General features: G+C 60.4%; 16 protein-coding genes. 9 read left to right on the top strand and 7 right to left on the bottom strand.

The window, feature by feature from the left end; all coding sequences use genetic code 11:
- Positions 1–207: 207 nt before the first annotated feature.
- Together HMPREF2806_RS11335 and HMPREF2806_RS11330 are read right to left on the bottom strand one after the other, a co-directional pair.
- Positions 208–456 (bottom strand): hypothetical protein, encoded by a 249-nt coding sequence (locus HMPREF2806_RS11335; protein ID WP_070517770.1) that lies wholly within the window; start codon positions 454–456, stop codon positions 208–210.
- 153 nt (positions 457–609) lie between these two features.
- Positions 610–1,662, bottom strand: a complete 1,053-nt coding sequence (locus HMPREF2806_RS11330; protein ID WP_083306548.1) for a pseudouridine synthase — start codon at positions 1,660–1,662, stop codon at positions 610–612.
- Here HMPREF2806_RS11330 and HMPREF2806_RS13660 point away from each other — a divergent pair.
- The 4 genes from HMPREF2806_RS13660 to HMPREF2806_RS11315 all read left to right on the top strand — a co-directional run bounded on the left by HMPREF2806_RS13660 (position 1,598) and on the right by HMPREF2806_RS11315 (position 3,758).
- On the top strand, positions 1,598–1,738 hold the full coding sequence (locus tag HMPREF2806_RS13660; protein ID WP_168160887.1) for a hypothetical protein: 141 nt from the start codon (positions 1,598–1,600) through the stop codon (positions 1,736–1,738). The genes HMPREF2806_RS11330 and HMPREF2806_RS13660 overlap by 65 nt on opposite strands.
- Positions 1,739–1,784: 46 nt before the next feature.
- Entirely contained in the window at positions 1,785–2,681 is an 897-nt protein-coding gene (locus tag HMPREF2806_RS11325; RefSeq protein ID WP_046647652.1) for a universal stress protein, read from the top strand.
- Between the two features lie 139 nt (positions 2,682–2,820).
- Positions 2,821–3,081 (top strand): GlsB/YeaQ/YmgE family stress response membrane protein, encoded by a 261-nt coding sequence (locus HMPREF2806_RS11320; protein WP_010188457.1) that lies wholly within the window; start codon positions 2,821–2,823, stop codon positions 3,079–3,081.
- A gap of 68 nt (positions 3,082–3,149) precedes the next feature.
- A complete protein-coding gene (locus tag HMPREF2806_RS11315) occupies positions 3,150–3,758 on the top strand; it encodes a TetR/AcrR family transcriptional regulator (protein WP_046647650.1) in 609 nt (202 codons plus the stop codon).
- Here HMPREF2806_RS11315 and yidC read toward each other — a convergent pair.
- Entirely contained in the window at positions 3,715–4,701 is a 987-nt protein-coding gene (gene yidC, locus HMPREF2806_RS11310) for a membrane protein insertase YidC (protein ID WP_070517768.1), read from the bottom strand. The two genes, HMPREF2806_RS11315 and yidC, sit on opposite strands and share 44 nt — an antisense overlap.
- A gap of 66 nt (positions 4,702–4,767) precedes the next feature.
- On the opposite strand from yidC, the gene HMPREF2806_RS11305 reads away from it, so the two are divergent.
- Both HMPREF2806_RS11305 and HMPREF2806_RS13655 read left to right on the top strand, forming a co-directional pair.
- Entirely contained in the window at positions 4,768–5,526 is a 759-nt protein-coding gene (locus tag HMPREF2806_RS11305) for a class E sortase (RefSeq protein ID WP_070517767.1), read from the top strand.
- Positions 5,526–5,678: a hypothetical protein gene (locus tag HMPREF2806_RS13655; protein ID WP_168166775.1), complete on the top strand. Its 153-nt coding sequence runs from the start codon at positions 5,526–5,528 to the stop codon at positions 5,676–5,678. The genes HMPREF2806_RS11305 and HMPREF2806_RS13655 overlap by 1 nt, the downstream gene beginning before the upstream one ends.
- Positions 5,679–5,712: 34 nt before the next feature.
- On the opposite strand, the gene HMPREF2806_RS11300 is transcribed toward HMPREF2806_RS13655, so the two are convergent.
- A complete protein-coding gene (locus HMPREF2806_RS11300) occupies positions 5,713–6,267 on the bottom strand; it encodes a DUF2020 domain-containing protein (RefSeq protein ID WP_070517766.1) in 555 nt (184 codons plus the stop codon).
- On the opposite strand from HMPREF2806_RS11300, the gene HMPREF2806_RS11295 reads away from it, so the two are divergent.
- The gene (locus HMPREF2806_RS11295) at positions 6,266–7,438 is read left to right on the top strand and encodes a sensor histidine kinase (protein ID WP_070517765.1); all 1,173 of its coding nucleotides are present in this window, start codon (positions 6,266–6,268) and stop codon (positions 7,436–7,438) included. The genes HMPREF2806_RS11300 and HMPREF2806_RS11295 overlap by 2 nt on opposite strands.
- A 36-nt stretch (positions 7,439–7,474) precedes the next feature.
- Positions 7,475–8,113: a LuxR C-terminal-related transcriptional regulator gene (locus HMPREF2806_RS11290; RefSeq protein WP_046647640.1), complete on the top strand. Its 639-nt coding sequence runs from the start codon at positions 7,475–7,477 to the stop codon at positions 8,111–8,113.
- Here the strand turns inward: HMPREF2806_RS11290 and HMPREF2806_RS11285 are convergent.
- Positions 8,110–8,427 (bottom strand): histone-like nucleoid-structuring protein Lsr2, encoded by a 318-nt coding sequence (locus tag HMPREF2806_RS11285; RefSeq protein WP_070517764.1) that lies wholly within the window; start codon positions 8,425–8,427, stop codon positions 8,110–8,112. The genes HMPREF2806_RS11290 and HMPREF2806_RS11285 overlap by 4 nt on opposite strands.
- A 315-nt stretch (positions 8,428–8,742) precedes the next feature.
- Complete coding sequence (locus HMPREF2806_RS11280) at positions 8,743–9,375, bottom strand: DUF6474 family protein (RefSeq protein WP_046647636.1); 633 nt, start codon at positions 9,373–9,375, stop codon at positions 8,743–8,745.
- A gap of 75 nt (positions 9,376–9,450) precedes the next feature.
- Between HMPREF2806_RS11280 and HMPREF2806_RS11275 the strand changes: the two genes are divergently transcribed.
- Positions 9,451–10,887, top strand: a complete 1,437-nt coding sequence (locus tag HMPREF2806_RS11275; RefSeq protein ID WP_198531345.1) for a TM0106 family RecB-like putative nuclease — start codon at positions 9,451–9,453, stop codon at positions 10,885–10,887.
- A 126-nt stretch (positions 10,888–11,013) separates the two neighbouring features.
- Here HMPREF2806_RS11275 and HMPREF2806_RS11270 read toward each other — a convergent pair whose 3' ends face one another.
- Entirely contained in the window at positions 11,014–12,306 is a 1,293-nt protein-coding gene (locus tag HMPREF2806_RS11270) for a hypothetical protein (RefSeq protein WP_049156873.1), read from the bottom strand.

Genomic DNA, 12,306 nt, shown 5'->3' with positions numbered 1-12,306 from the left:
AATAGGGTGTCCACTAAACGAGGGTAACCTCACCCAGACCATTTGCCGGCTACAGCACCCGTGAACATAGGCACATCCGTCCAAGTTATGGGCTTGCCTCGTAAATAACATAGAACATCAAAAATAGCCCCCAGCCGCAGCAAATGCGGGCCGAAGGCTAACTCTACAGGAAACAGGAAAAGGCGCTGTCTTTGGTGACGGTGGTACTTAGCCCTTCTCGCAACCGCGGGTGTCATGCAAACCGCACTGAGGGACGCCCAGGAACGAAAGGGCGATCGATGAGAGCGTGACTGGAATAGCGATAATGTCGTAGAAGGGGGAGTCGACGACGAGTTCATTGAGATCGGTGGACGATCCTTGTCGAGCGTTGTTCACTAGCCCGTCCTCAGCGGTCGCTGTGGGGCTTGCCGTGAGCATAAGTGCAGCGGCACCGATGATAGCTAGGGGCTTCTTCATCGTGTCAGTTCCTTTCGGATAGGGAAGTATAGGGGTGTCCTAGGCTATCGGACCAAGATGTCAATGGCAATGGTTTGGTACCGTTCTAATTCCGTCCCCATTCTTTGGCAGCAGTATTGCCTGGCTCAGCCGTCATGGGGTTTGGAGCCAAAACTACGGGCGAAGAAGATTATGGGTATGTAGGGGTAATTGCGAGTGAAACTCACGGGTATAGCCGGTTACGGGGTCGGTAAAAGAAATGTGCGTCGCCGTCAAGTGCATGGGAATTCGCATGTCTTCGGCTTCTGCCGGGTAGATGACGGGGTATATGGGGTCCCCAATAATGGGTATGCCAGCCTGAAGCATGTGCAATCGGAGTTGATGCGTCTTTCCGGTCTGCGGCTTCAAGGTGTACTTCGCGAGCTCTGGTAGTGAACCGTGGATGGACTCGTGGGGGGCCTTATCTACCGGCTCCACGCCGGCGACCTCGGTGATGGCATTGACTTCCCCCTCGACGATGCGGCCTTGCAGCTCCCCCGGGGTCTTCTCCATACGGGAGCGCCAAATGGTGCCTGGGGAGACGTCGGCAAGCGGCGCGATGGCCTCGTAGGTCTTGTTTACGCGGCGCTCGGCAAACAACGTTTGGTAGGCGCCCCGGACGGAGCGGTCCTTCGTAAAGACGAGGATGCCGGAGGTAAGCCGGTCGAGACGATGCGCGGGAGATAGCTCGTTGTTTCCCGTCATCCGGCGCAGGCGCACGGTTGCAGTCTCTGTGATGTGCCGGGCGCGGGGCATGGTGGCCATGAAGGGCGGCTTATCCACCACTAGGAGGTGCTCGTCCTCAAAGAGGATTGGTATGTCGTATGGGACGGGAGTTTCGGGAGCCGGCATGCGGTAGAAGTACACCATTGCGTTGGTGGCGAGAATACTATCAGGGCGAAGAGGGGAACCATCTTGGCGCACAACTTCGTCTGCGTCGAAGCGGGCCTGTAGCGCAGCCTCGTTGTCGTCGGGGTGACGGTGGCGCTGAGTGACGATGAGGTGGTGAACGAAGTTCCACGCGGTAATCGGACCTTCAGGCACGCGGGCGTGGGTGGGGTTTAGCCCATCACGGATAGGAAGTGGTGTTGCGCCACGCCTTTTTTGCGATATTCTTTGACCCATGGATTTTAACTCTATTCTCGCACCCGTCATCGATTTCTTCTCTAATGGTATCGGTGCCGTCATTCGTGACATTGTCGTGGCCGCCTACAACATCCTCTTCCCTGCGAACGCGGACGCTGCTACCACCCCACAGGTCTAGTAATAGGTATTAGACTGGAAGTGTAAGCACTTCGAAAGGAAAGGTCATGGCAAAGGAAGACATTGTCGTCGTAGCCGTTGATGGTTCGGAAGCGTCGAAGAACGCCGTCCGCTGGGCTGCTAATACCGCGGTAAAGCGGGGTATCCCGCTGCGTATCGCATCGAGCTATACGATGCCGCAGTTCCTCTACGCCGAAGGCATGGTTCCGCCGAAGGAGCTTTTTGATGACCTCCAGGCGGAAACCCTAGAGAAGATCGAGGATGCCCGCGCCGAGGCCCACAAGGTTGCCCCGGATCTGAAGATTGGCCACACCGTGGCTGAGGGCTCCCCGATTGACATGCTGCTGGAGATGTCCAAGGACGTCACCATGATTGTCATGGGCTCCCGCGGTATGGGTGGTCTCTCCGGCATGGTGATGGGCTCGGTGTCCGCATCCGTCGTCTCCCACGCATCCTGCCCGGTGGTTGTAGTCCGTGAAGATAACCACGTCACTGAGTCCACCAAGTACGGTCCGGTTGTCATCGGCGTCGATGGTTCCGAGGTTTCCCAGAAGGCAACCGATTACGCCTTCAAGGAAGCCGATGCCCGCGGCGCGGAGCTCATTGCCGTTCACACCTGGATGGATATGCAGGTTCAGGCCTCCCTGGCCGGCCTCTCCGCCGCACAGGCCGAGTGGGCTGAGGTGGAGAAGGAGCAGGCAGAGCTGCTGACCGAGCGCCTCGCTGAATTCCAAGAAAAGTACCCGGAGGTACAGGTCAAGAAGGTTATTGCCCGCGACCGTCCGGTTCGCGCGCTGGCAGAGGCTTCTGAGGGCGCCCAGCTTCTCGTCGTGGGTTCCCACGGCCGTGGTGGCTTCAAGGGCATGCTGCTTGGCTCCACCTCCCGCGCGCTACTGCAGTCCGCTCCGTGCCCGATGATGGTGGTTCGTCCGGACTCCGAGTAACCTTCGCATAACCCCGTAATAACGATTCGGGCCCATTTATTGGATATATGGTGGGCCCGGGTCGTTTTGGTGTTTTCAGGCGTACGGTGGGGAGCACGTAAATAAAAGCTATTTACTGTTATGAGAAGGAGAGAGTGACATGGGACTTGGTCTCGGTTTCTTTGGTTCGATTGTTGTCGGCATCATTGCGGGCTGGCTCGCTGAGAAGATTATGAAGCGCGATCAGGGGCTGTTCACTAACCTCATTGTTGGTGTTATCGGCGGCTTGATTGGTGGCGGCTTGCTTGCGCTCTTTAATAAGAGTGTTGGTGATAGCTGGTTCTTGATGATTATTACGGCAACGGTCGGCGCCTGTATCCTGCTGTGGATTGTGGGAGCCATTACGGGCCGCAAGAAATAATAATTCGCATACATACCGGTTTGTCTATATTGTGTAGATGAACCGGTTTTGTCATGTGAGGAGAAGAAATGGCCGAAAAGAAGTCGCGACGCAATCGTCCGAGTCCGCGCAGCCGACTGCTCGAATCCGCCACGCGGCTCTTTACCACCGAAGGAATCCGCGTCATCGGCATCGACCGCATCCTGCGTGAGGCGGACGTCGCTAAGGCATCGCTGTATTCCCTCTTCGGCTCTAAGGACGCCCTCGTTATCGCGTACGTTGAGGCCCTTGATGAGGAATATCGCGCCGATTGGCAAAAGCGCACCGAGGACGCGACAGACCCGGAAAGCAAGATTCTGGCCTTCTTCGACAAGGCCATCGAGGAGCAGCCCTCCATGGAATTCAGGGGCTCGCACTTCCTCAACGCTGCGGGCGAGTATCCGCGGCCAGAAACTGATGCCGAGCGCGGCATCGTGGCCGCCTGCGTCGAACACCGCACGTGGATGCATTCCACGGTCACAGCACTCCTCAACACTAAGAATGGCTACCCCTCAGAGGAGCAGGCTAGCGAAATTCTCATCTTCCTTGATGGCGGGCTTGCCGGCGCACGCCTTACCCGCGACGTCGCCCCGCTCGTAACAGCCAAGCAGCTGGCTATTCGGCTTCTGTCGGCTCCTCCTGCCGACTATTCGATTTAACAATTTTTCGTGCCTCCGCCACGATCTCCGAGTGGCGCTTGCGGCTAGCGGCGAGCTCTTCTTTATGCCCCGGATCCTCTTTGAGCCGCTGCTTAGCCGCTTTCTTTTCCCGCTTCTTCTCCTTGGTGCGCCAGCGCTGGATGCTGGCGCGGCGCTGCTCGTGTACGGCCTCCGGCAGCGGGTAGCGCTTGCGCAGAATGATTTCGTACACGCCCGTCTGTAGCAGGGTGAAGAGGTAGGAACAGCCCCAGTAGAAGATGATGGTCACGGGGATGGGGCCGTGCCAGGCCACCATCCACAACATCCACGGGATAAGAACCACCATGAGGGCCATAAACCACAGCAAGCGGCGAGGGATCTTTTCGTCGAAAAGCGTGGTGAGGTAGCCGCGGTAGAGCGTAATGAGCGTGTTGAGGGAGGTAAACACGAGTGCCGCGATGAGCATTGGCAGGACCAAGTCACGGTGCTCGCGGGCGAAATCGGTGAGGGGAACGCCGAAGACGGTGGAAGCGCGGAAAGAGGAGACGTCGTCTAGCGTGAGCATCCCCACCGGCTCATGCGTGGAGCCAGAAACCCGGAGCACCACCTGGTAGAGGCCAATAAAGGCGGGAATGATGAGGAAGGCTGGGAAGCAACCCACTAATGGATTGTGTTGAAAGCGCTTCTTGAGATCGCGCTGCTGCGTAAGGACGGCGACGGCTTCATCGACGGTGTCGGCCCGAGCGAGCTGCGCGTTGAGCTCGGTCATCTCTGGGCGCATGAGGGCTCCGATGCGGCCTTGCTTCACGGAAAGCCAGTTCAGCGGAGCAATGAGCCCGCGGACCGTCAGCACGAGGAAGACGATGGTGAGGATCCATGCCATGGAGCCGCTGAAGAAAGCGCCTAACAGGAGGTGCCAGAGTTTCATGATTCCGGAGACCGGATACATGAAAATTTCGATCATCGCCTACTCCTCTTTCTGCAGGGTGGTGGGGCACTTACACGTTACAGGGAGGCTAGGGTAGTGAGTATGCCCCACCCCACCGCACGTACGCGAACGACCGTCGGCTCCGTCATCGGTGAGCTGATGCTGACGGCCGGCGTGCTGCTGCTGCTCTTTGCTTTTTACGAGTCCTACTGGACCAACATCGCCTCCGGCAAGCTACAGGACGAAGCCAACGAGACGCTACAGGAGGAGTGGCACAATCCGCGCGGCGCTGGCCATGCCCCGCAGCTCGGTGAGGCATTTGCACGCCTCTATATCCCTGCCTTCGGCTCGGACTTCGCCTTCGCGGTCCTCGAAGGCACCAACGAGGATGATTTGCTGCGCGGACCGGGGCGCTACACCGACACGCAGATGCCCGGTGAGCCGGGCAACTTTGCGGTGGCCGGACACCGCGTGGGCAAGGGCGCGCCCTTTAATGACTTGGGTAACCTGCACACCTGTGACGCCATCGTCATCGAAACTGCGACGGAGTGGATCACCTACCGCGTGCTGCCTATCGACGGTTCTCCGGGGGAGTGCTTCAGCCCAGAGCAGCAAGCGAAGGCGGAGTACCAGCCGGTTCAAGGCCGCCACATCACGCTGCCGGGCGATGTGAGCGTGCTCCAACCTGTTCCCGGAGCGGAGGGCGTTGAGCCCAGCGAATCCTTGCTTACACTCACGACGTGCCATCCGCAGTTCTCCAATGCGGAACGCATGATCGTGCACGCCATGGAGACCGACCGGGAGGCTAAGAAGCCCGGCTCAGATGACAATGACCGCCCCGCCGTCTTGGAGGAGAACTAATGTATCGCGCACTGTGGAACCTGTTGCCCGGCCCCACCGCGGTAAAAGCCGTGCTGGCGCTGGCCCTTGCCGTGGGGGTCTTCTTCCTCCTCATGGAGGTTGTGTTTCCCTGGGTAGCAGCGCAGATGCCCTATAACGACGTCGCCGTTTAGACCATTAAATGCTTAGGCCTTATACGTTTAGGCCTTATAGGCCTAAACGCTTGATCGCTTCCTGCGCTATGAGCTGGGGCTTGAGCGTTTGCAGCTGGTTCGACCACACCACCACGGCGTGGTTGTCCTTCTGCACGGCGAAGACCGAGTGATCCTCAAAGACGCCGCGCCCGCCCGACCAGCCATCGAATTCGGCAAGCTCCGTGTCCTCGACAGGGGCGGCCCAGTCCACGACCGCGCGCGCTTCCTCCATGCTGGGCATCTGGCGGATGAGGACGGTGACTTGCGGCTCCTCGGGGTAGGACCAGAACACGCAGGCGGGGGTGCCAAAGCGCTTGTCGGCGCCCCACCGGGTCATCCTCTGCCCGTTCGTATCGGCCACCCATTGGGTATCCAGATAGGGGCAGTCTTCCCAGTCGCTGACCTCCGCCGTGGCGTCGATGGGCAGGCCATCGCCTGCGTCGGTGGGTGTCGCAGGGCTTGCAGCCGGGGTGCTGGGGGTGGGGTCGTCTGCATCCGAGCACCCCGCGGCGGCGAAGCCGATGCCGATCAGGCAGGCGGCAAGCGGGGGAAGTAGGCTGTGGCGCATGACGTCCACACTAGACCAGCGCTCGGTTGAATCGGATGCCCTGCGCAACGGTATCCACGTCCTGACGGCGACGCTGCTGGTGGTGGCGATTTTTACCACGGTGCGCCTACCTCTGTGGCAGGGCGTGCTCAACCTGCTGCTCTTGGTGTCCTTCGCCGTGGTGTACTTCGGCGGCTCAGCCTACTTGGAGACGCTGCCGCGCATCGCGCGTTATGGCTGGATAGTCATCCTCACGGTGTTGTGGCTTGCCGACTTGGCAGTGGCGCCCGCGGCCATCTACCTGGTGTTTTCCCTGTACTTTGTGTACCTCTACGTACTGGAGATGATCCCCGGCGTCATCTGCGTTATCGCGGCCACGGTGATGACCGTGCTGGTGCAGGTCCCGGGCGGGCTGTCCTTCGGCGGCGTTATGGGCCCAGCGGTATCGGCCTTGGTGACGATCGCTATTACCTATGCCTTCCGGGCGCTGAGCCGGATGAACCAAGAGTTGGTGAAAACCCGTTCCCAGCTGGTGGAGTCCGAGCGCACGGCCGGCATGACCGCTGAGCGCCAGCGCATCGCCCACGAAATCCACGACACTCTGGCACAGGGCCTGTCCTCCATCCAGATGCTTCTGCACGCCGCTGACCGCGACCTGGCCCAGGAGAATATCCCTAAGGCGCAGGAGCGCATTGAGCTCGCCCGGCGCACCGCGGCGGATAACCTCCACGAGGCGCGTGCCATGATCGCAGCACTACAGCCGGCGGCGTTATCAGAAACCTCCCTGGAGTCAGCTATGACCAGGATGGCGGATAACTTCGCGGCAACCGGTGGGGTTGATGTTTCCGTGGACGTTGAGGGCGATGTCCAGCAACTTCCCATGAAAGTGGAAGCAGCACTGTTGCGGATTGCGCAGGGGGCGATGGGGAACGTCGTCAAGCATGCCCGCGCCAGCAAGGCACGGGTGACGGTAACCTATGCGCCGGATGAGGTGCGCGTGGACGTGGTGGACAATGGAGACGGCTTTGATGTGGAGGCAGTGGAGAATAAGCCGGCGGGGTTGGGGCATATTGGTCTATCGGCGATGCGCAGACGTGCCGAGGAACTTGGTGGAGAGGTCGTGATTGAATCCACACCAGGCAGCGGTACGGCGGTCTCAGTTAGTGTGCCCTTACATAACGATGTAGATTAGGAATTTGTCCACACCGTACCAATGAGGAGGAAGCCCGTGATTAGGGTCTTGCTTGCCGACGACCACGAGATCGTACGCCTAGGTCTACGCTCGGTGCTCGAGGGGGCTGAGGATATCGAGGTGGTGGGTGAGGTAGCTACCGCCGAAGCCGCCGTCTCCGCAGCGCAGGCAGGTGGCATTGACGTCCTCCTCATGGATCTGCGTTTTGGAGCGGGGATTGAAGGTACCCGCGTCATGGGCGGCGCGGAGGCGACTGCCGCCATCCGCTACTCCATGGAGAATCCGCCCAAGGTGCTCGTGGTGACCAATTACGACACTGACGCGGATATTCTCGGGGCGATTGAGGCCGGAGCGGTGGGCTACTTGCTGAAGGATGCACCGCCGGTCGAGCTGCTCGCGGCGGTGCGCTCGGCGGCCGACGGTGATTCGGCGCTTTCGCCGGTGGTGGCCGATAAGCTGATGACCCGCGTGCGCACGCCGCGGACCTCCCTTACCCCGCGCGAGCTGGAAGTACTGAAGCTGGTCGCGGCGGGATCCTCCAACCGGGAGATCGGTGTGGAGCTGATGCTTTCGGAGGCGACGGTGAAGTCTCACCTCGTCCACATTTACGACAAATTAGGGGTGCGCTCGCGCACATCCGCCGTGGCGGCCGCCCGCGAGCAGGGCGTTCTTTAGAGGTTGTTGGCGTCGCGGTAGGCCAGGATGACGTCGTTGGGGATCTTGCCGCGCTCGGCCACCTGGTAGCCGTGCTGGGCGGCCCAGGCGCGGACATCGGCCGGCTTGTAGCGGCGGGTGTCCTTCTTCACCGGGTGACGGGCGGCCTTGACAAAAGGTTCCATTGCGGCGTGGAACTTATCGGCATTCTCCTGGGAAACATCGAGGAGATAGTCTTTACCGTCAACGCTGAAGCGGATGACAATCAGTTCTTCCTCGCTGAGGGGCTTGTTATCAATGTCGTCAAAAAACTGGGTGATTTCGCGGCGTGCCATGATTCTCCATTCGATCTGTAATCTGATCGCGCTGTGCTTGGGCTTCCCTCATCGTTCACCACAAAGGCGGAAGCCTAAACTTTAAGTAACTTAACGGATTAAAGAGAAAGTCATTAAAAGAACCTTCTCTTGTTATTGACTATAGAGCAAAACCACGTCTGCGACACAGTTAAGGGGCGCAAGGAGAAGCAATATTCTGGCCGGTAACAAAGGCTGATTTTAAACCCGAAAGAAAAAGCCTCCGATCCGCTTTCTCGCCCTTGTTAGGAGGCGGGAAATGTGGGGATCGAAGGCTGGAAGCTGTGGTGCGAAGGGTTATGCGCCCAGCTTGGACTGGATCTCATCGTTGAGGGAATCAATCTCGCCGGAGATGGAGCGGTGTGCGCGCTGGCGCTGCTGCTCAGTCATGTATTCCGCATTGTCGATTGCGGAATCGAGCTCGTTGAGCCGCTCCTTGACGTCGCGCTTAAAGCCGGCGGGCAGCTGGGCGTCCTTCAGGGAGTTGCGGATGCCGGCGGTGCGCGCCTTTAGCGGTGCGCCGTGGCCGGAGAAGGAGGCCAGCTGTTCAGCGCTGACGCCAGCCTTGTGCGCACGCTTCTTCTCAACCTCGCGCTGGGCAACGGTGATGCCGCGGTAAATCAGGGGCAAAAGAAGAGGTGCGGCGGTGCGCAGGGCGCCGGCATAACGCTTGACATTGTTCTTATTTAAACGGCCTTCTTTAATGCGTTCGAGTTCCTTCTTGGCCATTTTGTATTCGTGCTTGCGGCGATTCTTCAGGCCCTTTTCCTCGGACTTGATAAGCGCCTTCTCCTGCTTAGCCAACAGCTTTTGCTGACGGTGCTTGGCCTTATCAGCGGCCTTGACCTCTGCCTTTACACGGGTCTTGGCGGCCTTAACCTCAGCGCGGGCCTCACGGCGGGCCTTGCGGATCTTCTTCATAATGCCCATTGAAACGTCCTTAAATTATTTTTCCTTAGGGTCTCGCTACAACTCTAGCAAGGTGGTCTACTAAGCTCACCTGCTGTGAAGGATGTGCTCGTCGCCACGGATCTTGTGGGCTGCCGTTATCGCTTGGTGCAGCGCCGCGCGCATCCCGAGATCCCACGTACCGCGGTAAGTCAGGCCCGCGCGGAACGCCACGCGGCGGCTATCGATGCTGCCTTGAGCCGCCTTCCCGCAAAGGGGCCGGGCCGTTTTCGCCGCATTGACCTGGAGGGTAGCGACTTCGAGCGGGCCCTGGCCACGTTGGAGGCTCTAGCTCGTGGGTATACGCACATCACCAACGCCGTCTTTTCCACCGAAGAGTGGATGGTGCGCGTGGAGCTCCTCGTTCGGGACGGCGAAATGTATAGCCCTGTCATCGTCTCCGATCACCGCGTGGCGCGCCGGCATGAGGCCTCGTGTGCGCTCGTCGTGCCGACCCACCGCTTGGGGTTGAGCGAGCCCTTGCCGGCAAAATACAAGATTCGGCATCACGCCATCGACGGCTACCGTTTGGCGCTGGCAGCCCGGGGCTTGGAAGAAGTGGGGCTGAATTCTGGCAGGGGCGCGGCGATTGGGCAGGACCGCAGCCAGGCTTTTGTCACGGATACCTCGCGTTTTGCCATCGATGAGGCACTGGCGCAACCGCTGCCCGCGGGCCCGCGCCGCGTTAAGGAGTGCGCCTCCTGCCGCTTTTGGCCCTTGTGCCGGGAAGAGCTGGAAGCCCGCGATGACATTTCCCTTTTCCTGCCGGGCGACCGCGCCAACCCCTACCGCGAGCGCGGTATCACAACGGTGCAAGGGCTTATCGACGCCTCCCTCGGCGCCCCCTCCGCCCTCGCCGCCGCCTGGCGCGAAGGTATTCCCCTGCTGCGCCGCGGGCAGGTCAGCGTTCCTCGCGCGGATGTGGAAGTCGACGTCGATATGGAGGCCTACCTGGATCAAGGCGCCTACCTGTGGGGTGCACTCCTGGACGGTGAGTATCACTCTTTTGCCACGTGGGAGCCGCTCGGCGGCCGGGCGGAAGCAGAGAATTTCGCCGAGTTTTGGGAGTGGCTCATGGGAGTGCGCGCTGACGCACATGCGGCGGGAAAGACCTTTGCGGCGTATTGCTACTCCGCCCACGGGGAGAACCATTGGATGCGCAGGTCCGCGCAGCGTTTTTCTACCCCCAACCTCCAGGAAGTGGAAGAGTTCATCTCCTCGGAGGAGTGGGTGGATATGTTTGTCCACGTCAAGCGTAGTTTCGCCGGCACCGCGGGGTTGGGTCTGAAGACCGTGGCCCCGGTCGCGGGCTTTGAATGGCCGGAAGAGTTTGACGGCGAAGAATCCGTTAACGCCCGCCGCGCTGCGCTTGCCGGTGACACGGACGCGCGTGCGCAGATTCTGCGCTATAACGCCGGCGATGTGCGCGCTACCCACGTGGTCCGCGAGTGGATGTCCGCCGGCGCGCCGGGCGTGCCTCCCCTCGAGCCCTAGCTTCTTCTGCCTTCCCGTTTTGCAAATCCCCAGACCTGAAACCCGCAACCTGCAGGTGGGCGTCGCCAAGCGCTTGCCGACGCCCCACTGCCCACGCAGGAGGTTGCGGGATCGAGGTCTGGGGATCTACAGGATGAGGCTGAGTCCGCCGAGGATGATGAGCACCGCAAGCGCCACCCACACCTGGTCCCAGTCCGTTGTGCTCGTTGGGGCTGGGCCTTCGGCCTTCTTGAGAAGCACGGCTTTCTGGGCCTTGACCGCGCGGGCGGTGAGGATGGGGAGGACAGCCATGGAACCGAGGCAGAGCAGCGAGGCGGCAACCATGGTGAGGGAACTGGAGGTGGCCAGCCAGAGGGCAAGCCCGCCGTTGATGAAGACCGAGCGCCCCAGCCCCCAGCGGTTGTATTCGCGCAGGCCAGCCCGCACCGCTGAAGGGCCGCCGCCCATCGTGGTGGGCAGCATATAGCCCATGACGCCGATGAGCAGTTGGGCGCCAAACCCCACGACGAGCGCGAGCATGGGAATCTGTGGCTCGCTGGAGAAGAAATGCTGGGTGGTGTAATACACCAGACCGCCGAGCAGCCAGAAGCAGGAAAAGAGCACAGAAAGCGCCGGGAAGGTGATGCGCCCGCGTGGTTCCCGGAACACGCTAAGGGCATTGAGTAACCAGCTCTGTAGGCTGAGCGCCCAGCCGACGCAGTAGAGGATGAGGCCCGCTTGCGGTACATTCCACGCGCTGCCGATCACGGTGGTCACCACGCCCAGCGCCAACAGCGTGAAGCTCAGGCCCATGTGCGGATTGATTCCCTTGGTGCGCCAGATAGATGGGAACAAGATGGTGAGTGAGCCGGCCGCCGCCAGCCCCACGAAGCCACCAATATTGGCGGCCACGTGCGCGATGAGCAGGCGCGGATGGGAGGGGTGCGTCGCGAGGAAGGCACCAAGAGTGGCACCAACGGCAAGAAAGAAGGCTGAGGCTACGTATGCAGCAACGACAGGGCGGAATCTTTTGGATTCCGCTTGGCGCCATAAGGCAAAGAGGGCCACGCCGTGCCAGACCACGGCGAGCGCGACAAGTGTGGCGCCTATCTGTGTGAGCACCCAGTGGTGGCCCCAATATTCACTGAGGATTTGCCCCACGAGGGTGAGGATAACGCCGGCATTCTGCAGATAAATCCGCGCGAGCTGGCGAGGGCGGGCCGACATCGGAACTTTGAGCTGCACGAACTTCTCGGTGAGGTGCTGGGACCACACCACGATGCTGTTGCTGAGGATGCCGAGCGTGAAAAGGTGGATGAGGACCCACCGGTAATTCGGGATAAAGGTATGGATTGCGCCCGCGAGAAGAAAGACCATCATCCACAGGCTGACAGGGCGGGATGCTTTCCTGTGCCATGTGCGCGGTGACCATTTGTCCAT

The organism is Corynebacterium sp. HMSC076G08 (assembly GCF_001811515.1).
In the GTDB taxonomy this organism is placed as follows: Bacteria; Actinomycetota; Actinomycetes; order Mycobacteriales; family Mycobacteriaceae; genus Corynebacterium; species Corynebacterium hiratae.
The sequence above is the reverse complement of the archived record's forward strand: the minus strand, read 5'-3'. Positions and strand labels throughout refer to the sequence as shown.